This window comes from Pseudomonas sp. NPDC077408, from assembly GCF_050269105.1.
Taxonomy (GTDB): domain Bacteria; phylum Pseudomonadota; class Gammaproteobacteria; order Pseudomonadales; family Pseudomonadaceae; genus Stutzerimonas.
Window position 1 is genome coordinate 481,397 of the sequence record NZ_JBNNHS010000002.1, and the last position, 23,161, is coordinate 504,557.

Annotated in this window: 21 protein-coding genes; 5 read left to right on the forward strand and 16 right to left on the reverse strand. The window is 58.3% G+C overall.

Translation table 11 applies throughout. The features are described 5' to 3' along the window. Nucleotides 1–50: 50 nt before the first annotated feature. Genes ACQKEK_RS07285 through ACQKEK_RS07295 form a run of 3 tightly spaced genes read left to right on the forward strand, consistent with a single transcriptional unit; the run spans nucleotide 51 to nucleotide 2,960 of the window. Nucleotides 51–1,223, forward strand: a complete 1,173-nt coding sequence (locus tag ACQKEK_RS07285; protein WP_499141812.1) for an NAD(P)/FAD-dependent oxidoreductase — start codon at nucleotides 51–53, stop codon at nucleotides 1,221–1,223. Next, a complete protein-coding gene (locus ACQKEK_RS07290) occupies nucleotides 1,220–2,035 on the forward strand; it encodes an aldo/keto reductase (RefSeq protein WP_499142228.1) in 816 nt (271 codons plus the stop codon). The genes ACQKEK_RS07285 and ACQKEK_RS07290 overlap by 4 nt, the downstream gene beginning before the upstream one ends. 37 nt (nucleotides 2,036–2,072) lie before the next feature. Continuing rightward, complete coding sequence (locus tag ACQKEK_RS07295; protein ID WP_216707079.1) at nucleotides 2,073–2,960, forward strand: metal ABC transporter ATPase; 888 nt, start codon at nucleotides 2,073–2,075, stop codon at nucleotides 2,958–2,960. Nucleotides 2,961–2,987: 27 nt separating this feature from the next. Here the strand turns inward: ACQKEK_RS07295 and hldE are convergent, their stop codons facing one another. The 4 genes from hldE to msbA all read right to left on the reverse strand — a co-directional run bounded on the left by hldE (nucleotide 2,988) and on the right by msbA (nucleotide 8,599). Next, on the reverse strand, nucleotides 2,988–4,409 hold the full coding sequence (gene hldE, locus ACQKEK_RS07300) for a bifunctional D-glycero-beta-D-manno-heptose-7-phosphate kinase/D-glycero-beta-D-manno-heptose 1-phosphate adenylyltransferase HldE (protein ID WP_499141813.1): 1,422 nt from the start codon (nucleotides 4,407–4,409) through the stop codon (nucleotides 2,988–2,990). 78 nt (nucleotides 4,410–4,487) lie between these two features. Next, nucleotides 4,488–5,882, reverse strand: coding sequence for a PIG-L deacetylase family protein (locus ACQKEK_RS07305; RefSeq protein WP_499141814.1), 1,395 nt, complete (start codon nucleotides 5,880–5,882; stop codon nucleotides 4,488–4,490). A gap of 3 nt (nucleotides 5,883–5,885) precedes the next feature. Continuing rightward, entirely contained in the window at nucleotides 5,886–6,782 is an 897-nt protein-coding gene (locus ACQKEK_RS07310; protein WP_499141816.1) for a GNAT family N-acetyltransferase, read from the reverse strand. After that, nucleotides 6,782–8,599, reverse strand: coding sequence for a lipid A export permease/ATP-binding protein MsbA (gene msbA, locus ACQKEK_RS07315; RefSeq protein WP_499141818.1), 1,818 nt, complete (start codon nucleotides 8,597–8,599; stop codon nucleotides 6,782–6,784). Before msbA ends, ACQKEK_RS07310 begins: the two co-directional genes overlap by 1 nt. A 35-nt stretch (nucleotides 8,600–8,634) precedes the next feature. On the opposite strand from msbA, the gene ACQKEK_RS07320 reads away from it, so the two are divergent. Further along, a complete protein-coding gene (locus ACQKEK_RS07320; protein WP_499141819.1) occupies nucleotides 8,635–9,234 on the forward strand; it encodes a lipopolysaccharide kinase InaA family protein in 600 nt (199 codons plus the stop codon). A 22-nt stretch (nucleotides 9,235–9,256) separates the two neighbouring features. Beyond that, nucleotides 9,257–10,108, forward strand: coding sequence for a lipopolysaccharide kinase InaA family protein (locus ACQKEK_RS07325; RefSeq protein ID WP_499141821.1), 852 nt, complete (start codon nucleotides 9,257–9,259; stop codon nucleotides 10,106–10,108). Between the two features lie 72 nt (nucleotides 10,109–10,180). On the opposite strand, the gene ACQKEK_RS07330 is transcribed toward ACQKEK_RS07325, so the two are convergent. The 12 genes from ACQKEK_RS07330 to waaF are packed head-to-tail and all read right to left on the reverse strand — an operon-like array spanning nucleotide 10,181 to nucleotide 23,102. Then, nucleotides 10,181–10,723, reverse strand: a complete 543-nt coding sequence (locus ACQKEK_RS07330; protein WP_499141822.1) for a serine acetyltransferase — start codon at nucleotides 10,721–10,723, stop codon at nucleotides 10,181–10,183. A gap of 7 nt (nucleotides 10,724–10,730) precedes the next feature. Further along, complete coding sequence (locus ACQKEK_RS07335) at nucleotides 10,731–11,924, reverse strand: O-antigen ligase family protein (protein WP_499141823.1); 1,194 nt, start codon at nucleotides 11,922–11,924, stop codon at nucleotides 10,731–10,733. Next, complete coding sequence (locus ACQKEK_RS07340) at nucleotides 11,921–13,039, reverse strand: capsular polysaccharide export protein, LipB/KpsS family (RefSeq protein WP_499141824.1); 1,119 nt, start codon at nucleotides 13,037–13,039, stop codon at nucleotides 11,921–11,923. The genes ACQKEK_RS07335 and ACQKEK_RS07340 overlap by 4 nt, the downstream gene beginning before the upstream one ends. A 2-nt stretch (nucleotides 13,040–13,041) precedes the next feature. Then, on the reverse strand, nucleotides 13,042–14,274 hold the full coding sequence (locus ACQKEK_RS07345; RefSeq protein WP_499141825.1) for a hypothetical protein: 1,233 nt from the start codon (nucleotides 14,272–14,274) through the stop codon (nucleotides 13,042–13,044). Between the two features lie 14 nt (nucleotides 14,275–14,288). Beyond that, on the reverse strand, nucleotides 14,289–15,206 hold the full coding sequence (locus ACQKEK_RS07350; RefSeq protein WP_499141827.1) for a glycosyltransferase family 2 protein: 918 nt from the start codon (nucleotides 15,204–15,206) through the stop codon (nucleotides 14,289–14,291). Further along, on the reverse strand, nucleotides 15,193–16,947 hold the full coding sequence (locus tag ACQKEK_RS07355) for a carbamoyltransferase family protein (RefSeq protein ID WP_499141828.1): 1,755 nt from the start codon (nucleotides 16,945–16,947) through the stop codon (nucleotides 15,193–15,195). Before ACQKEK_RS07355 ends, ACQKEK_RS07350 begins: the two co-directional genes overlap by 14 nt. 12 nt (nucleotides 16,948–16,959) lie before the next feature. Further along, nucleotides 16,960–18,402, reverse strand: a complete 1,443-nt coding sequence (locus ACQKEK_RS07360) for a lipopolysaccharide kinase InaA family protein (protein WP_499142230.1) — start codon at nucleotides 18,400–18,402, stop codon at nucleotides 16,960–16,962. Between the two features lie 5 nt (nucleotides 18,403–18,407). After that, a complete protein-coding gene (locus tag ACQKEK_RS07365) occupies nucleotides 18,408–19,142 on the reverse strand; it encodes a lipopolysaccharide kinase InaA family protein (RefSeq protein WP_128121677.1) in 735 nt (244 codons plus the stop codon). Beyond that, on the reverse strand, nucleotides 19,142–19,948 hold the full coding sequence (gene rfaP, locus ACQKEK_RS07370; RefSeq protein WP_499141829.1) for a lipopolysaccharide core heptose(I) kinase RfaP: 807 nt from the start codon (nucleotides 19,946–19,948) through the stop codon (nucleotides 19,142–19,144). Before rfaP ends, ACQKEK_RS07365 begins: the two co-directional genes overlap by 1 nt. After that, nucleotides 19,945–21,066 (reverse strand): glycosyltransferase family 4 protein, encoded by a 1,122-nt coding sequence (locus ACQKEK_RS07375; protein WP_499141830.1) that lies wholly within the window; start codon nucleotides 21,064–21,066, stop codon nucleotides 19,945–19,947. The genes rfaP and ACQKEK_RS07375 overlap by 4 nt, the downstream gene beginning before the upstream one ends. Further along, nucleotides 21,066–22,067 (reverse strand): lipopolysaccharide heptosyltransferase I, encoded by a 1,002-nt coding sequence (gene waaC / locus ACQKEK_RS07380; protein ID WP_128121674.1) that lies wholly within the window; start codon nucleotides 22,065–22,067, stop codon nucleotides 21,066–21,068. Before waaC ends, ACQKEK_RS07375 begins: the two co-directional genes overlap by 1 nt. Further along, on the reverse strand, nucleotides 22,068–23,102 hold the full coding sequence (gene waaF / locus ACQKEK_RS07385) for a lipopolysaccharide heptosyltransferase II (protein WP_128121673.1): 1,035 nt from the start codon (nucleotides 23,100–23,102) through the stop codon (nucleotides 22,068–22,070). Between the last annotated feature and the right edge of the window lie 59 nt (nucleotides 23,103–23,161).

A 23,161-nucleotide genomic window follows, 5' to 3' on the forward strand; every position in this document is an offset into this window, starting at 1 on the left:
GACAGGTGAGCGGTTATACTGCGCGCCTGATTTCTCTATGAGGCCCGCCCATGTCCGATTCACTCAGCACCGATGTTTTGATCGTTGGCGGCGGAGTCGCCGGCCTGTGGCTGAATGCACGCCTGCGCCGGCTGGGCTATTCGACACTGCTGGTGGACAAAGGCGTGCTCGGCGGCGGGCAGAGCGTCAAGTCACAGGGCATCATCCACGGCGGAACCAAGTACGCCTTGAGCGGCGCGCTGACCGGCGCATCCGAAGCCATCGCCGATATGCCGCGACGCTGGCGCGAGGCTCTTGCCGGCAACGGAGAACTGGACCTTTCCGGCGTACGCCTGCTCTCCGACGCGCATTATCTGTGGTCTCCAGGCACGCTGACCGGCAACCTCACCAGCTTCTTTGCCAGCAAAGCCGTCCGCTCACGCGTGGGTCAGGTCAAGGGGAGCGAACTGCCACCAGCGCTGCAGGATTCTCGCTTCAAAGGCAAGGTTTACCGCCTTAGCGAGCTGGTGCTGGATGTCCCTAGCCTGATCCAGCGACTCGCTGAATTATCTGGCTCGGGCCTGCTTAAAGCCGAACGAATCGAGCCACTACGGGAAAACGGCGAACTGACGGGGCTGGTCGTCGACGGTCGCTCGATACGCGCTCAGCGCATTGTGCTGACGGCCGGCGCGGGCAATGCCGAACTGCTGAATGCTTTGGGTCTCGCCCAACCGGCGATGCAAAAGCGTCCGTTGCACATGGTCATCGTCAAGGCGCCTACATTGAAGCCGCTCTATGCACACTGCCTGGGCGGCGGCTCCAAACCTCGCATCACTGTCACCAGCCACCCGGCTGAAGACGGTGAATGGGTGTGGTACCTGGGCGGCGATCTGGCCGAAGCGGGCGGGGTGGCGCGCGATGAGGCGGCACAGATTGCGGCTGCGAAGAAAGAACTGGCCGAGCTGGTGCCTTGGATCGATCTGTCCGCGGCGAAATGGGCAACGCTGCGCATCGATCGCGCTGAGCCGGCGCAATCGGCATTGGCGAGACCGGACAACGCCTTTCTCGCGGAGCAGGGCCGTCTGCTGGTCGGCTGGCCGACCAAACTGGCGTTGTCGCCGGATTTCGCTGATCGCGTCGAAGGCGCCTTGGTCCGAGACGGCATCCAACCGCAACCGCTGGCGCCACTGCCTGAACTGCCCCGCCCTGCGATCACCCGGCCCTTCTGGGAAGGATTGGTCTGATGGAAACGACCCTCCACCACCTGCATCGCCCGCTCGGCAGTACCGGTCTGAATGTATCGCCACTGGGCCTGGGCACCGTCAAGCTGGGCCGTGACCAGGGCGTGAAGTACCCCAACGGCTTTCGTATTCCCGACGACGCGCAGGCGCGACAACTGCTTGCTCTAGCACGGGATCTCGGGATCAACCTGATAGACACCGCGCCCGCCTACGGGGTCAGTGAGCAGCGCCTGGGTCCGCTGCTGCAAGGCCAGCGCGACCATTGGGTGGTGGTCAGCAAGGTCGGCGAGGAATTCGCCGACGGTCGTTCGCATTTCGATTTCTCACCAGCCCATACCCGCTTTTCCGTCGAACGCAGCCTAAAGCGGCTGAAAACCGACCGTATCGACCTAGTACTGGTGCACTCGGACGGACGCGACCTGGAGATTCTGCAGGACAGTGGCGTTTACGAAACGCTCGCGGAGCTCAAGCGCGAGGGTAAGATTCTCGGCTACGGCCTGTCGGGCAAGACTGTGGAAGGCGGATTGCTCGCCCTTGAGCATGGCGACTGTGCGATGGTCACCTACAACCTCAACGAGCAGGCCGAGCGGCCGGTGCTCGACTACGCTCAGGCACACGGCAAGGGCATCCTGGTCAAGAAGGCGCTCGCCAGCGGCCATGTTTGCCTGACGCCAGACGAGGACCCCGTACGGCTCAGCTTCGAGTTGTTGTTCAGCCACCCCGGCGTTGGCGCCGCCATCGTTGGCACCATCAACCCGCAACACTTGTCAGATAACGTGCGTACCGCCGCAGCCGTTTTATCCCAACAACAATAAACACGGCCAAACGGCCGCCTACTGCCAGGAGGAGCCGATGCCGCGTGTGCTGATCCGCAAGAATCCCACAGCCTTCAAGACGCTGCCGCTGCTCGTCGAAGCGAGCCCGGAAGGCTTGCGCTACCAGAGCCTCGGACGGCCGCTCAATTTCAGCGAGATGCTCGAACGCCGCAGGCCAGTGACTGTCGATGATCCGAGCCGCTTTAACCTCGAATTGGCAAACCTCGGCGTCTCGGTACGCCTGACCCTCTGCTGGCAGGGTCAAGAATACTGGGTACTGGTGCGCCAGCAACGCCAGGACCGGGGCGACGTGGTGCTCAAGCTGATCTCTGGCTACGTCCCCGCCCATGAGCTCAGCCTGCCGCTGCTGACTGCGATCCAGGAAGTCGCTGAAGAGTGCTTGATGGAGACGCCTGAAGGCTGGCTCGCCGGGCGCTTCGGTGATACCTGGCTGCCAGCGCCTTATCAGGGCAGCTTGCGCTATCGCGAGGCGGTGCATTTCAACCTAGCCTCGCTTTCCGGCTCGGCCAGGCCGATTCAATGTGGTCAGATGACCTTGATGGAGCGGCCGCGAGCCTATGTTCATCTGCCTACTGCTTCGCTTCAGCTGGTCTACGACATGCGCCTTGAGTTGCCGAAGGAAACCCGCGAGCTAAGCCTGTTCCACGTTGATGAACGCCTGGACGACGGCAAGCTCGTCGCAGCGTTATCCCGCAGCAGACCCGACCTCTTTCTGGTTCCGCTGCTACAGGGCCGCCCGACCGCCGCGCTGTTCACACTACGCAAGGGTCAGCCCGTTCCGGCCAGCACGCGCGGGTTGTGGCTGTCGGAAAGCTTTGCCAGCCAGGACGAATGGGTCGTGCGAGAAGAGCGAATCAGCTGGCGTGACTGGACCAAGACCAACACTTTGGCGGCATCTGGTTGAACTGAAGAGATAGCCTGCCCAGCCAAGTTATCGCTTACGTATTTTCTCGACAATGGCCGTGGTAGAGCTGTTTTCAACAAGCCCAAGCACCTTGACCTCGCCGCCATAGGCTGTGACCAGATCAGCTCCCACAACCTGATCGACACCGTAATCACCGCCCTTGACCAACACATCCGGTTTGACCTCTGCAAGCAGATTCTCCGGTGTGTCTTCTGCGAAGCACACGACCCAATCGACTGCGCCGAGGCCAGCCAGCACCGCCATGCGCCGATCAACCGAGTTGATCGGCCGGCCCGGCCCCTTCAGGCGACTCACCGAACCATCATCGTTCACTGCGACGATCAAGCGATCTCCTTGGGCTCGCGCCTGCTCCAGATAGGACACATGGCCGGCATGCAGAATGTCGAAACAGCCATTAGTGAAGACGATCTTTTCGCCTTCGGCGCGAGCATCTTCGATCACCGTCAGCAACTGCTCCAGTGTCATCACACCGCGTTCGGAACCCTCCTCGCGCTGCACCGCGCGGCGCAGTTCCGGGGCACTGATACAAGCGGTTCCAAGCTTGCCGACGACGATGCCGGCGGCGAGATTGGCGAGGGCCACGGCCTGCGGTAATTCCTCGCCTGCAGCTATAGCGGCGGCCAGGGTAGAGATGACAGTGTCGCCAGCGCCAGTGACGTCGAACACTTCGCGAGCCCGAGCAGGCAGGTGCAACGGCGAATGCTCCGGACGCAGCAACGTCATGCCATGCTCGCCGCGAGTCACCAGCAGCGCACCGAGTTCAAGGCTGTGCATCAGCTCAGCCCCCTTAGCCACCAGATCGGCTTCGTCCGTGCAGTGTCCAACGATGGCCTCGAACTCACCGAGATTCGGCGTAATCACCGATGCTCCCCGGTAAATCTCAAAGTTCTTTCCCTTGGGGTCGGCCAGCACCGGGATGCCGCGCTGGCGCGCCGCCTGAATCAATGCCTGGTGATTGCGCAGCGCGCCCTTACCATAATCGGACAGAATCAACACTTTGACGCCGTCCAGCAGCGCCTCGACCTGCCTCAGCAACGCGGCGGGATTCGTGTCGAAGGGCTCCTCGAAATCCATTCGCAACAGCTGCTGATGGCGACTCATCACCCGCAGTTTGATGATTGTTGGCTGATGCTCGATGGATTGAAAGTATGCCCCGATCCCCGCAGCAGTAAGGCTATCGGTCAGGCTCTGCTGCGCCTCGTCGACCCCGGTAACCCCAACCAGCGCCGCCGGCGCACCAAGCGCCGCAATATTCAGCGCAACGTTCGCCGCCCCACCCGGCCGATCCTCCACCTGCTCGACCTTGACCACCGGCACCGGCGCCTCGGGCGAGATCCGCGAAGTGCCGCCATGCCAGTAACGATCGAGCATGACATCACCGACCACCAGAACGGCGGCTTGGTCGAATCGGGGCATGGACAACTTCATGGGGGCTCCGGTGAGTAAGAGAAAAAGGCGGCGATCATAACATGCACGATGCGACGACCCGCCTGGACCGGCGCCTTGCTATAGGTGGCGAACCCAAAACAGTTCGTGTCTGCGTACCGCCTTACGGAAGAATTCGTCCTCGCCGGTGCGCGGCCAGCGCCGGCCGGCGAGGGCTACCTGAATCAAGCGGCGCAGACGCTTTTTCAGCGGCAGTGGCCCGTGTAAATCGTGCTGCATGGCCAACGCCATGGCCTTGTTCAGCCGCGCGTCGGCATCCAGCAGAGGGCTCCACAAGCGATCCGCCGGCAGCGGCTCGATGGCAGGCGGCAACGCAATACCACCATCAGCCGGACCCATCGGCCAGCGATCGTTATCGTGCAGGTGATTGGCATAGAGCAGCAGCGTTTCCGGCTGCCAGCCCCCCTCGTCCATCGCCTGAACAAGCGCTCGCGTGGCAGCGACATGGTCGGAGTGCGGATCGAGTTCAGGATGCGGCGTGACCACTACTTCAGGACGGAAATGCGACAGCAGCGCGCGCAGGTCGGCCTGCAGGTTATCCCAGCTCGGCACGCCATCCACATCCGCCGGCAGCGTTAGAGGGTTGTGCTGGCGTACGCTGCGGATGTCTTGCTCGCCCGACTCGCGCGAGCCAAATGGACGCTCCGGCTCCTCGAACATGGCTGGCAGTTGCAGGCAGTAATAGCCGAGCTGCGCGCAATGCGATTGCGGCACGCCGCCCCAGAGCGGTATCGCTAAGCTGTCCCAACTGCGCAGGCGCCCCTTCAAACGAGCCGCAGCAGACAGATCCAAGCCCAGGCGCTGGTAGTTCTTCGCCTCGATCTCGCCCTGAGTCAGGGTCACTATGGAGACGTCGCGCGCTCGGCTGTACAAGCCGAAGGCGGCCAGCTCGGCATCGTCAGCATGGGGAGCAATGATCAGGATCCGACGCTCGGCGTAGTCCGGATTACGCATTGCATATAGGGTCGCATCGTTCGAGAGGTGGCAGAAACGCCCGAGAACGCTCAGCCTGCCCTGGACGAGCAGCTCGTGCTGACCGGAAAGGTTGAGGTAACGCCGACCCGCGACACCGCGCTCGAAATCCTGGCGGTCCTCACCGATCCATACCTGTGGGTCGCGCCAGCGCCCTAGCCAGCTGGCCTTCAGATTGATCTCGAGAATCAGCGTATCTGCAGCCTCGAAGTCGTCCGCCAGCACCAGACGGCCGTCCTCGATGCGCACCGGATAGCGCTTAGCGTCTTCGGGAAAGGCGTAGCGGTAGTCGTCCTGCGGCCGGTAGAACAGATGATCAGCGAACCATGCCTCATGGGCGATCCAGCCGAGAACTACCAGCAGCGGTAGCAGCCACCAGCTGACTAGCGCGCCAATCAGCAACAGCACAACGAGCGCGACGAGCAGCGCGATGCGCTTTTGCTGGCGATGACGTTTAAGCAATTGCTGCTTGCGTGCACTCATGGCTCACACCTGGTAGACCGGAACGCGGTTGCACCAGCGGTCCTTGTACTCTCGGTCCGCACGACCGAAGGAATAACGCAGCGGTTTGCACAGCGCGCGGGCATCGGCCCAGGCTGCCTGGGTATTGACGAAGCTGAGGACGCTGCCGGGGCTGAAGTCACGCTGTTGCGGATCGACACCGCCGTTGATGTACTCGATCGACACCCACTTCGGCGCTTCGACCCGGTAAAGCACCTGGACAGCGATGGGCTGCTCATCGAACAGAACCACCGAGCCGGTCATGAACTCGCGCAGTAGTGCAAAGACCTCTTGCAGATGGCCCTTACCGGGCGCCTCGAAACCCCAGCGGCGCTGGAACAGATCGGCATACATTGCAGCCTGCTCGGTCGGCGAGAAATCCAGCATCGGTCGAAGCACACCGCCAGCCTCTTCCAGCAGGCGCTGCTCGCGACGCTGGTTGTAGCGGAATTTCTTCGAATACTCCTCCGGTTCGCGCGCCAGCGCCAAGCCCTCCGGCTGCTCGCGCAACGTATTGACCGAGGCAGCGTTGAGTTCTGACACGTAGCGCATACGCTGGCGCACCGGTACGTCAGCCTGCTCGGCAACCGGCAATATGATCTCCGCATTGCCCATATCGAACAGGCCGCGTTTACCGGTTTTTTTCAGCACATCCTTGGAAAGCGCCAGATGCCGCCCCCAGCAGGGAACCGCTGCAATCAGCTCACCGTGCTTTTCCCAGCCCAGGTAGCGCACTGGAATACCAGCGAGCCCAGCCAGCCGCTCGATGACCTCAGGGTGAGTCGCAACACTACCGCCGTAGCGCTGCCAGGCTTCGGCATACGTCGACGCGGCGATAATGCGCCAGCCACGCTCGCGCCAGCTCTGCAGGAACCGCAACATCAGGATTCCTGCTCTTCGGGCACTTCATCCTTGAACTGCGTCGCGTGGAGCCTGGCGTAGGCGCCGTTCGCGGCCAGCAGCTCGGCGTGGGTACCGCGCTCGACGATGCGGCCCTGCTCCATCACCAGAATCTGGTCGGCCTTTTCGATAGTGCTCAAGCGGTGCGCGATGACCAGCGTGGTACGGCCCTGCATGACATGATCCAGCGCCCCCTGGATGTGCCGCTCCGACTCGGTATCCAGCGCCGAAGTGGCTTCGTCCAGAATCAGCACTGGCGAGTTCTTCAACAATGCACGAGCGATTGCCAGGCGTTGGCGCTGACCGCCGGACAGCAGCACGCCGTTTTCGCCGACCATGGTCTGATAACCCTCCGGCATCTGTTCGATGAACTCATCGGCGTACGCATCACGGGCCGCGCGGCGTATGTTGTCCAGCGGCGCGCCGGCCAGATCGCCGTAAGCGATGTTATTGGCCACCGTATCGTTGAACAACGTCACCTGCTGAGTCACCAGCGCGATGTGCCGACGCAAATTACGCAACCTGTAGGACTCGACATCCGCACCGTCGAGCAGTATCTGACCGGCCTCATGGTGATAGAAGCGTGGGATCAGATTCGCCAGCGTGGATTTGCCGCTGCCGGATCGGCCTACCAGCGCGACCATCTGCCCGGGCTCGATGGTGAAGCTGATGTCATGCAGAACGCGCTTGTCGGTACGTGGGTAGACGAAATCGAGGTTACGCACCTCGAGATGGCCGCTGACGGCCTCGCGTTCAAGCGTGCCCCGATCGACTTCTGGCTCCTCGTCGAGTTGCTCGAAGATGCTTTCCGCGCCGGCCACCCCCTTCTGGATCGTCGAGCTGACTTCCGAGAGCTGGCGAATCGGCTTGGGCAGCAACCCGGCAAGCGTGATGTAGGCGACCAGATCGCCAGCAGACGCGTCACCTCGTAGCAACAACACCAGAAACATCAGCACGGCCATGGCGCTGTAGATGACCAGCTGCAGGCTCGGTGTGTAAACGGCGTTGGTCTTGACCATACGCAACTGTTTGGCGGTGTTCTCCGAGCTCGCCGCCAGGAAGCGATCCCGCTCATAGGGCTCGCCACCGAAGCTACGCACCACGCGATAGCCCTGAATGGTTTCCGATGCCACATGGGTCACGTCGCCCATCGCGAGCTGAATCTTCTTGCTCTGCTTGCGGAATTTCTTGCTGGCGCTCGAAACCATGACCCCAATCACTGGCAGTATCGCCAGCATCACCAGCGTGAGCTTCCAGTTCATCCACAGTAGCGTGGCGAACAGGAAAACAACCGTCATACCCTCGCGCACTACCACCTTGATCGCGTCGGTCGCCGCGCCGGTAACCATGGTCACGTTGTAGGTGATCCGCGAGATAAGATGTCCGGAGTTGTGGCTGTCAAAATAACGGTTGGGCAGAGTCAACATATTGTTGAACAGGGCCAGCCGCAGATCATGCACCAGGCCTAATGAGACCTTGGCGAGAAAAAAATTGCCGAGAAACGATCCAACACCCTGCATGAGCGCGATGAAGATGATCAGCAGCGGGACGGCCTGCAAAAGCTTCAGCTCTGCGAGCCAGCTATGCCCTTGGAGGTAGGGGACCTGTGCAAAAAAACTCGCCTCGGGGTTGTTCAGCCCATCGACGAAAAACTTGAGCATGTAGCCGAGCATCGGCTGGGTTGAAGCGAAAATCAGAAAGCCAAAGAGGCTGATTGCGAAAAGCCCCCAGTAAGGAAGCACATAGCGCAGCAATCGCAGGTACACAGTGAGACTGGATTGCTGGGTAGAATTGGCCATTCGGCAAGCCCCATACGACTGGCTAGAGGAACAAGATGCGGATTGTAACAGCGCAAGAACTAGAAAGCTGGCTGGCTAGCGGGAAGGTGCTAGAGCAGGACGCTCGGGGGCCTAAGGTTGTTGCGCTTGACAGCGGGACATACTTGAAGATCTTTTACACTCGGCGCCATCCGCTACTAGCCCGGATGTTTCCATATGCAGAAAAATTCGCGCGCAACGTAGCGCTATTGAATGAAAAAAATATTCCAACTCCGGAAGTGATTGAAACGTTTTGGCTCAGCAAGCGCACTGGACTAACCGGGTGCATCTACCGGCCGCTACCGGGAGAGTCACTAGAGCAAATTTTGCAAAAAAGCTCTGACACCTTATACACATACATTCCAAAGCTAGCAAAATTCATCAAGCTTCTTCATGAAGAAGGCATATATTTTCGTTCGCTCCACCTTGGCAACATCATATTAACGCCCGATGGAGAGCTTGGATTAATCGATGTGCTCGATTTACGGAAAAACAAACAAAAGCTAAGTCGCCGACTTGTAAAAAGGAATTTTAATCACTTACAAGCCTATACAATCCGAAAAAAAATATACAGCTTCCCCCTTCAAGAACTGATAAAAACATACGAATCAATTTGAATACACCCACAAGGATGTGTCCATGATCAGAAAGCTTAGCGCTTCAGCGAAAGAGTTTCCCTTTACCTGCAGCGTCGAACGATTAACACTTCACACTTCATTCAGACACTCTCAGGCGCTAGCTCAAGATATCCATGAAACAATAAGCAAACGTAGCAACCCCAACCAACGAATCAAGACCACATTATCAACTGATTCCAACGCGCTATTCTTCAAAAGCTCAGCCATTAATAGCTGGAAATCGAAGGTACGCCTGACGTTAGGCATTCAACGCGCCAAGAGGAATGGCGCTGGCTACGACTGGCCATTGGAAGAGCTACTCAACACGATAGATGCAAGTAAGCTCAACATCCCTTCCGCATCAATACTAGGCTTCGGTTACATTCGCCACAAGCTTGGATGGATAACGGAATTCTTCCTACTTACCGAGCAACTTAACTCACACATCGACGGCGAAGACTGGCTCGCAAGCGAAGGAAACGACCCAAAAGAACTAATCAGCCGGGCCCTAGCACTGTTACTACAGCTTCATAAGAGCAACTTCATCCATCTTGATCCTTGGGCAGCAAACTTCATGATCAATCCGCAGAATCTTGATGACATTCGCATCGTCGATTTAGAGAACTGCGTGCTAGCGCCTACGCGATATTTCCAAGAAACCCTGGGAATGCAATTCGGCATCCTGTATAGACGGTCAGTCTGCGATTATGTGGCAGAAGAATATTTTGACGAGTTAGTGAGACATGCCATCAGCTCGCACAATATTCGGTGCGACGATCGCTTCTGGCGATCTTATATGACATCCAAGAGGGAAAAAATTGCAAGAAAATCCAGAAGAAGGACACCACTCACGGGAATGATAATCTCAGGCTAATTTAATCAGCCCCTTAAATTTATGCTACGCCTTTAAAGCCATTAGAGCGTAACAAAACTAGGCAAAAAAATATCAAACAACCGCAACGACAAACTGAGAGCTTTTCTTGCTCACATAGACACCCGGCGAGTTCAAGCTTTTGTTAACAAAACTCATCGCCCCAATAGTAACCCCGCTGGCGATCTCGACACGATCCCCAATAATGCAAGAGTGCGCGCAAAGTCTAACATCATCACCGATGCATATCTTTTTGTCGCCGTCCTCGCCCTTTATTCCAATAGTGCAATTCTGCCATATCTTAAAGTTTTTACCTATGACAGCATAAGCGCTCACTACTATTCCTGACGGATGCGCAATCCATAAGCCTTCTCCAACTACCGCCCCCATCATGATTTCCACGTTATATCGACGACTAATACGCTCGTTTAGAAACTTGGCACGCCGCCGCCAGAATGAGTTCCCTCGAAAGTGCAGTACATAGGCAAGGCGATACCAGAAGAGATATGCTGAGCGGTTGCTTCGCTTGCATTTTTTCCTAAGCCTATACCAAGAGAACTCTTCCTCACTTCCGCCTAATATTTCGGCAAGCCAATAGCTTTTCATTTCAGCCAGCATGGACATCCTACAAACTCTCAGAGCGGCGCCACTCTGCCTTCTCATAAACAAGAATGGCAACCGGCAGCCAGAATATAATCCAAAAAACGCTTGGCCTAAGAAAAATGACGTAGAAGTTTGCTACCGAAGCCACTAATACGAAGGCCATCAGACTGAGACCAAGCGGAGCAAACTCATACTCTCCACGATGGCGCCACCCATTTCTCATGCTTCCGCCAATCAAGGCAAGCAGAAGCAGAACACCAAAAATGCCGTACTCATAAAAGAACTGCAGATATAGGCTGTGCGCCTGATTGAAGCAGCGGCGAACTTCCTCGATACAGATATTAGGGTCAGCACCCGCACCCGCGCCCCACAGCCAAAATGTATCGACTTTCGACCACCAGACCCAAAATATCTCATCCCGATAGCTTGCATCTATCCCACCTACCCTGCCCAGAAGTAGTAACCCAACGATAGAAAAAAGAGCGAACCCCCAGAGTACCAAGCGGAATCTGCGGACATCTAGCGAGACCGCCAGATACACCATAATTGCGGCCAAGAGAGCAACCCAGACACCTCGGGAGTATGTGAAATAGCAATATAAAAAAGTCCCCAAGAATGCAATCTGGGACACCAGACTGATCGCACCTTTCTCCCGCACTGACAGAGAGATTGCCACTATTGCAATGACTCCGAAATATAGAGCCGCTACGATTGGGTTATCGAAGTCAGCCATATCATAGCCACTCCAAGAGTCCAGTCTAAAATCTCTAAAGCCCAAACCTCGTTGATCTATAAAAATCGCCTGAAACAAGCTGAGCCATGCAAATACGGCAGCCGTACAAACAACTGCAACAAGCAAGCCTCGCCAAAGATTCTTGTTCTGCATCACAAATGCGATGGCGACTACATATAAACCGACGTATAGGATCAATCGCAACCACCGCCAAGGCTCGCCAATGCTTCCCTCGTTAAACAATGCAACAATGGCTACCCACATACACAATGCCATTAAAAGGCCAAAGGCAGCCCTATTGAACTGAGGTAAACAATGCCGAAATAAAACAAGGGCAGCCAACGCGGGCAAAAATAACGTTAGGTTGGTGATGGTGGCGTAACGACTGCCATCAGCGATAAAGCAAATTCCAGCCAGCTGAAGATATAGCCCGATTGCGAGCAATACTCTCAAATACGCAGGGAACGACCACGATGAACTCATGCTGCCAAGGCCTCAATTCTTCTAGCTACCGCTGCATAGTGCTCAGCCCCGCCGTCTTGCCAGCGGCCAGGCACGCAATATTCTTCTCGGAGATAGCTTATGAACGCGTTCCGCAACTCCTCACTCAGCGGCCAAGCTGGCAGTTTTTTTAGCCAAGAGATGGCCTCTTGCGCACTACGCGCTCTAGCCGCAATTCCTTCGATCGCATAGAAAGCCTCCCCCAAAACCAGCACCGGTTTCGCCAGAAGAATGCTTTCAAGGCCGACTGTAGAATTGATCGTAACAACGCAATCGGCTTTTTCTATTAGCTCTTGAGTTGAATTGCCGTTGGCGAAAAGCACCGCGTCTGAGGCACGCCTGGCGAGATCCGGATATTTTACCCGACTCGATGGATGTTCCTTCAGAACCACCACCCTCCCGCTGCGCTGCGCCACCAGCTCAGCAAAGGAGAAAAGCTCGCGCATATTTTGCACCCATGGCGAGAACAATCGAATTTGCGTGTCCCAGTCATCTTGAAATGGGATAAAAATAAAGTTGCGGGGCAGATCAACGGCCTGGCTTAGACGCTTAGTTTCTCTAGGGATTAGAGCGACCGAATGCGTAGGCTGAAGCCGGTCAGAATATCGGTTGGCGTAATCCCGATAAAACGCAGGATCTCGGGGTACGGAATTCCGATAGTTCACCCCCTTGGGATCTAGAGTCGTAGAATCGGGAAGCAAGCCGTTTTCGAAATAAAGCCGCAGCACGTGGGCGCCGCACATACTCATGAGCAGCGCACAATAACGGTGACCACCGTTCCATACAGCCACCGCGTCAGGCTTCTCACTTCGCAGCAGCCGACCAATACGAAGCGCCATAACCAGCAGCTCAAGCCTGAGCAATACCCGGTATAACGCGCCATGATAGCGCCCCTTTATTGCTCGCTCCGCGCACTTCTCTGTAACCAGTCGCCCCCACTCCACACGGCGTAGCGCTTGTTGCAGTAGCGAAATGGATGGAAGCGGCAGCCCACCTGGAGTGACGACGATCCCATCCAACGAAGTGTTCTTGAGAAGGGCGCTAAAATAGCGAGTTTGATGCTTGGCCAATCCCAGAAATAAGATTTTCATAACCATACTTAATCAGCTTTTTGGACGGGTGCAGAGAGGCGAATCCCAGCTAACTCAGAGGCTGCGATCATCGTTTCTACGCTATTTACTAGCGAGGTAAGAGGCTCATTTGCATGGCTAATGTGATAGTCGAGAAACGTTAACAAGCGATCACTTGTCTTCTCTGGTTCCGACAGAACTGACTCGATACACAACGTCAACTGAGACTCATCCGTGCACCTCGGCAAGCCACACCGCTCCACAGAAAAAAAGTCTTCACCCTGTCCGAGCAGAACAAAAGGCGTACCGGCACGAGCCACATCCAATACAGCATTGGTATAGCCGCACAGTACCAGATCGAATTGCGCGGCACAGTTCTCGAGCTTCTCGCCGCCAGGTACAAAAACGATACGCTCGAAGTCCACCGCATAGTCAACCCAAGGGGAACCATGTCCACGAGGATGCAATTTTACAGATAGCTCAGCATCCTGGTGCCGCTCGAGCCACCTCATAACCCACTTGCAACATTCTTGATAGGACTCTGTATGTTCGTAATCCGGGCCTGAGCCGAGAAACAACAAACGAAGCGCTCGTCCGATGCGAGTTTTTCCTCGCGGGGAATTTTCCCGATCTGTTAGATAATACGGCCCCGCATAAACGGCGCGGCAGTGACCATAAGCTTCACCAAGCGAGGAAAGATAGTCATAAGAGCTTTTACCGAATATTAAATAGTAGTCGTAATCAAAATAATCGTAGCGACTGGACTGGCCAGACGGCACTGAGTGCGCCAAATGCAATACTTGCATACCCTCTGCCCTCAGCGCCTTGACGAAGCTTGGGATGATCCATCCGTTTCGCTCGGTTAACACCACCTTGGCCCGATAGCGCTGCAGCAGGAAGGCAGCATGCGCAGCGTGCCAGTAAAGCAGGAACGGGACCGGCACAGCGGGCCTGACGAATTGCCGAGCGCGAATCAGCACATTGTCTGACTCTTCGACAAACTCTTCGACGTGGAGACCTCTTGCTCTCAGCGCCTCCAAAAAAGCGCCTTTTCGACCTTGTTCATATGACTTACGCGAGGGATGAATCAACAGCACATCGCACCGAATTGCTGGGGCAGCTCGGCCATTGCAGAGTAAACAAGCCAGCAGACTCTTACCTGCCATCCGCAAGCGCAGTCGCAAGGCCGCCAGTTGCCCCTTCCCGCGACGCATCGGTGCGCTGACCACGAAATCGCGCAGCTGGCGCAACGCCACGTTCACAGACCGCCCCACGCTCAGCGTTTTCCGCTCAGCCAAAGCCGCACTGCCTTGCGGGTATAGGACATCTTTAATACTGCCCTCCAATCAGCGCCAATGGCTTGCCGGTACATCGCTCGAGCCTCAGCGAACCGGCCAGCGCTCAACAGTCCACGAAACAGCGACAGGCAACGCTGAGCCTTAAATGCTCTGCGTAACGACACCATCGCCGCAGGCACTCGCCCCTTGTCGAATACTTCCTCGACGACGGCAAGCCCAACCGCACAATCCTGCTTGATGTCGTGCCTCATGCTGTCATCGTGCTTGTAGATCAACGCCATGGGCGCAGCAAGAATAGTGCAATCGAAGTTTGCAAGTGCTTGACTGAAGACCGGAATGTCCTCTGCATTACGAAAGTTTTCGGGGTAGTTCCCGAGCCGGAATACATCGCGGTGGATAGCGGACGCCCCGTTGGCAAGGCCGATGGTCTTATCCAGTAAGTACCTGCGCAATCGCTCCAACCGGCTCCTAGGAAGCGCCGTAGGCAAATGCTTGCGCCGCTTTCCATTGGGCCATACCGCCCAATGTCCGCCGATTACCATGCGTGTTTGCGGATGTCGTGCAAGGTGCTCGCTCAACAACAGCACCGCATCCGGCGCTAACTCGTCATCGGCATCCAGAAAAACCAAATAGACACCTTTCGCCTCTAAGATGCCAAGATTCCGAACAGAAGAGGCCCCGCCGTTAGGTTTGCGAATTACGCGAAACCGTTCGGGATGCCTGGCTTGCAACTCGGCGAGTACCGAGGGAGTTTCGTCGGTAGAGCCGTCATCGATTACTAACAGCTCACCACGCTCATTTAGCTGATCGACCACGGACTCGACTGCGCGCGGGAGAGTCTTCGCGTAGTTGTAAGCGGGTATGACGAAGGTAATCAGCAGGTCAGGCGTGTTCATACCAATCCACCCCGTCCTTGACCACGAGGATGTCCTCCATGATCAGGTACTGCAGATCCGAGCCATAGAACATGTTCAACGCATCGGCCGGCGAGCAGATCATCGGCTCGCCGCGGCGGTTCAGCGAGGTGTTCAGCGACACGCCGTTACCGGTCAGCTTTTCCAGCTCCAGCATCAGGTCGTACCAGCGCGGATTGTGCCGGCGCTCCAGCACCTGGGCGCGGGACGTGCCATCCTCGTGAACCACTTCGCCAACGCGCTCCTTCCAGCCCTCGTTGACCTCGAAGGTGAACGTCATGAACGGGCTGGGGTGATCGACCTTGAGCATCTGTGATGCAACGGTATCGAGCATGGACGGGCAGAAGGGTCTCCAGCGCTCGCGGAACTTGATCTGCTCGTTGATTCGATCGGCCACGCCCGGCACGCTCGGACAGCCGATGATCGAACGCCCGCCAAGGGCGCGCGGGCCGAACTCCATGCGCCCTTGGAACCAGGCCACGGGGTTTCCGTCCGCCATGATCCTAGCAATGCGCTCAGGGGTGTTGGTGATCTGCTTGAACACCGGCTGGTTGGGGTGCCGGGCACAGGCCGCGATGACATCTTCGTTGGAATAAGACGGGCCGAGATAGACGTGCTCCATCTTTTCCACCGGTACACCGCGCTGGTGGGAGACGTAGGCAGCCGCACCCACCGCGGTCCCGGCATCGCCGGAGGCAGGCTGGACGAACAGCTCTTTGACGTCGTCGCGGGCGATGATCTTCTGGTTGAGTTTGACGTTGAGCGCGCAACCGCCGGCGAAGGCGATCTTGCCGGTCTCGCGAATGATGTCGCCCAGGTAATAGTCCATCATCTGCAGCGCCAGCTTTTCGAACAGCGCCTGCATGGCGGCCGCGTAATGGATGTAGGGATCGTCGGCGATATCGCCTTCGCGCTTGGGGCCCAGCCACTCGATCAGCTTGGGCGAGAAGTAGTAGCCCTTGCCCTTCTCCTTGTAGCGACGGAAGCCGATGACGTTGGCGTAATCGGTGTTGATGGTCAGCTCGCCATTCTCGAACGTGGCCAGGCGAGAGAAGTCATACTTGGCGGCATCGCCGTAGGGCGCCATGCCCATCACCTTGAACTCGCCGTCGAGCATCTCGAAACCGAGATATTCAGTGATCGCGCCGTAGAGACCGCCAAGGGAATCCGGGTCGTAGAATTCCTTGATCTTGTGGATCTTGCCATTCTCGCCCCAGCCGAAGAAGGTGGTGGCGTATTCACCCTTGCCGTCGATGCCGAGGATCGCGGTCTTCTCGGTAAAACCGGAGCAGTGGTAAGCGCTGGAGGCATGAGCCAGGTGATGCTCGACCGGCTGGATCTTGACCTTCTTCAGGTCGAAGCCCAGCTGCTGGAGACACCATTCGATGCGTTTCTTGTAGCGGTAGTAGCGGCGGTTGCCCATGAGAATGGCATCCAGCGCGCGATCCGGTGCGTACCAGTAACGCTTGGCATAGTGCCAGCGGGCCTTTTCGAAGATGCTGATCGGTGCGAACGGGATCGCCACCACATCGACGTCGCACGGCTTGATGCCGGCCTGCTCCAGACAGAACTTGGCTGACTCGTAGGGCATGCGGTTCTTGGCATGCTTGTCGCGCACGAAGCGCTCTTCTTCGACGGCGGCGATCAGCTTGCCGTCGATATACAGGGCGGCGGAAGGATCATGACTGAGGGCGCCGGAAAGGCCGAGAATCGTCAATGCCACGGGTATTGCCTCTTAATCTTCGATGCTGGTGCCGGGCACCGCGGGTAAACGTTGGTCAAGCAGTCGATGCAGGGCGCAGTCGGCCGGCCAGTTGCGCAGAAAACGTGCGCGGTCCTTGGCATAGGCCCGGGCGAAGCTGGTATCGCTGCCATGTTGCTGAACGGCATCGAGATCGATGAGTGCCCAACGGCCCTGCTCCCAGAACAGGTTGTGCCCCTTGAGATCACCATGACTGATGCGCTCGCGAATCAGCGCCGCGAACAAGCGGTCCAGCGCGGATAGCTCCCGCTCAGGCGGGCAACTATCCACGTACGGCTGAAAACGCGCGATTATATCTTCACCGGGGAGCAATTCGGTAATCAGCCAAGCGGGGCCACGTAGCCACAACCAGCGCCGCTCGATGACGGCTAATAGTCGAGGGGTGGCGATACCGACGAAATCGAGCCGATTGCCCTCAACCCAGCTATGCCACGCCCGGCTTGGGCGCCAGAAGCGCTTGAGCCAATGCAGCGGATTCTTGATGTTATAGCGCTTGATCAGTAACGGCCGCCCATCTAGGTCAACCTGCGCTACGGTAGCGGCACCGCCGGTCTTGAAGAGCTTGCCCTTGACGATCAACGCATCCGGGGCGGCAAGCACCGCCTGCAGGCCCGATTCCTCATCGCGCCTCACCACCTGCGCACCGAACGCACCGATACGCGCACTGAAGAGACTGCAATCGCGCGCCACCTTTTTCAGGTAATCATTCAGACGCCAGGCACGAGTCTTACGGATATCCTTGAGCAACGCCTCCAGCGGCAGCGCATGCTCGCTGTTGGCGAGTAGATAGTGCACCAGCAGCTCTTCGATGAACGGCTCAAGCTCTGCCGGCAACTGGGCGAAGAAAACACCAAGGTTCTCCAGCACGCGCTCCCGAGATAGCGGCCTTCCGGTCACTTCCGCTTTCACGCCACCGCCGTCAACCACATAGAGCTGGTCGCCTGCACGCAGCAGATTGTCGAGGTGCAGATCGGCCTGCCAAATACCGCGCGCATGCATATTTGCGATCAGCGCAAGCGCATCCGCAAGCACCTGCTCCTGAGCCGATGACAGCGGAGCATCTTGCTCAGTTTCCCGCCAAAAGCTCCAGAGACTCTGAGCACCCTCGAGATAGCCGAACGTCAGCCACCCCCCCTCTCGCTCAACCCAACCCTCGTCTAGCAGAGTAGACGTCGGCAGGCTCTGCCCAGCCAAGAGCGCGGCACCTTCACGCTCACGTTGATAATGTCGACCTGCCTTATCTCCGACCAGCACCTTGACCAATACCTGGCGCCCCTCCCATTCAGCGCGGCCGACATAGCGCTGCCCGGGCAAGACACGTAACCACGATTCGATCAGCATTTCGCCCGAGGGGACTTCCAGAACCAGCGGCAATGAAGGCTCACGGCCGGCTTTGGCCAGTTCTCCGAGCTTCAATCTGTTCATTCCCGCCCCTCGAAGAACTTCAAGACGGCGCGGATCCTGGCCTTGTCTCGGTTATCCAACTTCTGATGACCGCTGTATTGCAGATAGAAACGCAAGCGCTGCGTCCGCGTGAGCTGGTACTTGGCAACTTTGTCCAGACAGGCCAGGTCCTTGACGATACGCCGCTGCAGGAACGGTCCACGCCAGAACGCGCCGGTCGGGCAGTCGATCAGGTAAAGGCGGCGCTGAGGATCGACCAGCAGATTCCGCCACTTTAGATCGTTATGCGCAAAGCCACGGTCGTGCATCGCCCGCGTCGAGCGCGCCAACTGTAGGCTGACATCCTGGACCCAACGACGATCCCGCAAGCGCGCATCGGTGGTGTTGGCCAGCAACGCAAGATCTTCGGTCTGCTCAAGCTCACGGGTGATCAATGCTCCACGCAAAAAAGCACCACCGCGGCGCTCCAGGCCGTACGCCACAATCGGGGCGGTCGGAATGCTCCAGCGCCGGAAGAGCATGAGATTCTGCCATTCGGCCTTGACCCGAGGCCGGCCGACAAATCGACGCAACCCTTTGCCTGCGCCAGAGTACCGCTTCACGTAATAGCGAACACCGTTACGCTCGATGCGGATGACCTCCGACAGCAAATCCTGGGTCAGCCTCTCGCCTTCCAGCTCGAATACGCTCTCTAGCCTGCCGAAGTCATCGCTCAGATCGGCATAGGCCGGGTCGAGTGTCCAGCCTGCCATCACAGCGCATCCCCGTAGCGCAACTTGCGGTCTTGAAGCTTTTCTGCCTTCCGCTGCAGCCAAGTCAACAACGAAACCTCGTCACGCAGGACGTCCCGTAGTGGCCGTTGGAAATAAATCTTTAGAAAGCGCAGCTTGTCACGGCGCGTTAGGCCGATGCCCAATGCCGAGAAGTACAACCCGGCCAGATCCTTGTTGCGCCAGCGGCGTGGCGTCTGGGCGCGGGTCTGGGCGCGGTGAAGGTCGATCAGCGACAGGCGAAAATCATGCGCCGTCACCGGCTTGTCCGTATGCAGCAGAAAATGGCAGATGTAGAAGTCGCGGTGATTGACTCCGGCACGGTGCATGTTCCCAGCCATGCTAGCGACTTCCGCAATCAGCGCGCGCTTGAGCGCAGGCTTCGGCGGCTGTTCACGCCAGTTCGCGGCGAAGTCCTCGAGGCTGACCGTCGGTGCCAGTTCTTCGGTGATGATGAACGAATGCTGAGTGGCGGGATTGCTGCCGCGCTCGCCATAAGCGACGGCAGTCATGGTCGGTACGCCGGCCTCGTGTAACCGTTGAATGGCCCACCACTCCTGCCCGGCGCCGAGGACTGGCAGCTTGGCGGTGCTGAGGTTCTTGACGATCTCGCCCCAACCGATGCCGCGATGAATCTTGACGAAGTAACCGCGGCCGTCGATTTCGGTGCGCAAGGTGCGCCGACCTTCGAGTTCGCGGTAAACCTGCCCCTGCAGCTGCTCAACTGCCTCGAACGGATCGCGACCGGCCCAGAGGGTTTTGAAGGGCTCTGTGACGATCAGTTTCATGGGCGCTCCGCGAGGATCACATCGGCAGCCCGCTCGGGCATGCTGTAAAGATCGGCGCGCTCGGCGAACGCGAGGGCGTTCTGCGACCACTGAATGCGCTGTTCCTCGCTCGACAGTATCTCGGCCAGCAGCCGGTCGAGATGACCCTGGTCGAACGGACTGGGCACCACACGGCCGCAGTCGGCATCGGCAATGTAGTGCGCATAGCCACATACATCGGTCACAAGCACCGGCAGCCCGGCGACCAGCGCTTCCAGCAGCACGGTACCGGTGTTCTCGTTGTAGGCAGGATGGATCAGCAGATCGGCACCCAGCAGGAACCGCGGAACGTCACTGCGGCCTTCAAGGAAGACAACTTGATCGGAAATGCCTAGATTCCGGGCCTGCAGCTGAAAGGACTTGGGGTCGTCCTGCCCAATGACGAACAAGCGAGTCCGTCGTTTCAGCTCTCGAGGCAGCGCAGCGACGGCTTTGAGGCTGCGGTCGAGTCCCTTGGTCTTGAAACCGGAACCGATCTGCACGAGCAGAAGAACATCGCTCTCAAGTCTGAATTCCCGTCGGAACTCGGCCCGGATGTTGGCTGCATTGGACGGCGCCTTTCGATCCTGGGCAATGCCCGGCGGCAACAGGTGAAAACGATCAGCCGGCGTCGCGTAGTGCTTGATGAACAGCGGCTGCTGCACCTCGGAAATCATTAGGATTTGCGTCTTCGCCTCCGGGGCGAACACAGCCCGCTCGTACTCAGCGAAATGCTTGTAGCGGCCCCAACGGCGATAGATCGGGTTGCGCAGGGTCTGGGCCTTATCTTCGAAACAAGGGTCGGCGGCGTAATACACATCCAGCCCTGGCATCTTGTTGAAGCCAATCACCCGGTCAACTGGCCGCTTCGCCAGGTCGGCTTGGACCCAGGCGGTGAAGCGCTCGTTGCGGGTGTGGTTGAACAGCGCCTTGACCGGTGCAATCAGCACCTCGAAACCCTCGGGCACCTCACCTTCCCAGATCATTGCGTAGACCCGGACCATATGGCCCCGGCGCTGACACTCGAGCGCGATGCGCATGAAATCGCGCTGCAGCCCGCCAAAGGGAAAGTACTTATAGAGGATGAAGGCCAGCTGCATCAGGGTGTCTCCGATGACCGCAACAGGGCCTTGAGTTCGCTTGCGACGTGCTCGGCTGATAGCCCGTCGAAGCAGGGTTTGTGCCGATCGCCTTTACCGGCGTTAGGCCCAGGCGCGCACAAGTGTACTTGGGAACGGCCATAGGCGCCGACTCGGCCAGGCAGCGTGGGGCCATAAAGCGAAATGCTCGGAACGTCCAGCGCTGCGGCGAGGTGACCGAGCCCGGTGTCCACCGCCACACAGGCACGTGCCCCGGCAACCACTTTGGCAACACCGCCCAGATTGAGCCTGGGCAATACCGAAGCGCTCGGCAGGCCTTGGGCGATTCGTTCGGCTCGGGCCTTTTCTTCTGCATTGCCCCAAGGCAGACGGATCGCCCAGCCGAACTCGCTCATACGCTCGGCCAGTTGGCGCCAGTAAGCCTCCGGCCAATGCTTGCTCGGCCAGGTGGTGCCATGCAGGAAGAGTAAATAGGGCTGTTCGCCTGGTGTGGCCAGCTGACTGCGGTCCAGACCATAGTCGGCAATCAAATCAGGAATCGAGTAGCCGAGCGCCTGGGCAAATAGTTGACGCACCCGCTCGAGCGCATGCTGGTCCCGGGGCACGGCATAGCATCGATCATAGAAACGCGACGCCAGCGGTTCGCGTATTGAATCCCGATCAAACCCTGCAACCGGCGCCTTAACGTAACGTGTTAACCAGGCGCTTTTGAGCAGTCCTTGCGCATCGATCACCAGGTCATAACGGGTCTCGCGCAGCCGCGCCTTGAAGCGCCGCCACTCGCCGGAACGAAGGGTTTGCAGCGGATGCTTGCGCCAACGGCGAATGGCCACGGGAATTACCTGCGCAACCGCCGGATGCCAGGCAGGGATCTCAGCGAAACCCTCCTCCACCACCCAATCAAACTGAATACCGGGGATGGCGCGCTGCGCGTCGGTCAACGCCGGAAGCGTATGGATCACGTCACCCAGCGAAGAGGTCTTGACCAGCAACACCCTCACTCAGCGCACCTCGACTGGCTGTGGAACCAGGCGCCCTAGCGCCTCGATGACCGGGCGCGGTGTCAATTCACGCATGCAGTTGTTATGGCCAAAACGGCAGGTGCGTTCGAAACAGGGACTGCAATCGAGCCCCAGACGCACGACTTCGACCTGATCGGACAATGGCGGGGTGAAGGCCGGTGACGTCGAACCATAGACCGACACCAGCGGCCGCCCGAGCGCGGCGGCGACGTGCATCAGTCCCGAATCGTTGGAGACCACCGCTTCGGCGCAGGAAAGCAGATCGATGGCCTCGGCCAGACTGGTTTCGCCAGCCAAGTTCAGCGCCTCTTCACGCAACCCGGGGATCAACTGTTGCAGGATCTGCTCGCCGACAGCGTGGTCGTTTTTCGAGCCGAACAGCCAGACCTGCCAGCCTTCGCGAATTTTCACCTCGGCAACCTTGGCGAAATGCTCGGCCGGCCAACGCTTGGACTCACCGAACTCCGCTCCGGGGCAAAGCGCCAATACCGGGCGATCAAGAGAAAGTCCGAAACGCGTCAGCGCTGCGTCGCGGGTCTCTTCGACGATACGCAGAGCGGGCTTCGGGTAGGGTTTCGGCAGCTCGGCGCCAGGCTCGTAAGCCAGCGCCATAAAGCGCTCGATCATCAGCGGATAGCGTTGCTTGTCCAGCTTGCGCATGTCGTTGAGCAGGCCGAAACGCATCTCGCCCCGCCAGCCGGTACGCTTGGGAATACCGGCAAAGAACGGGACCAAGGCGGACTTCAGCGAGTTGGGCAGCAGGATCGCCTGTTCATACTTTCCCCGCAGCCCCTGGGCGATGTTGCGCCGGGTCGCCATGTCGAGCACACCGTGCCCGACCGGAAAGCTCAGCGCCTGACTCACCTCGGGCATACGCTCGAGAATCGGGCGACTCCACTCCGGCGCGAGCACGTCGATCTGGCAACCGGGATGACGCTGTTTCAGACAGACAAACAGCGTCTGCGCCATCACCATGTCGCCGACCCAGCTAGGACCCACAATCAGAATATTCATAAAGGCAGCTTCAGGCTTAGGGCTTCATGCCGCAAGCGCGAGCTGCCCGAGCGGCCCGT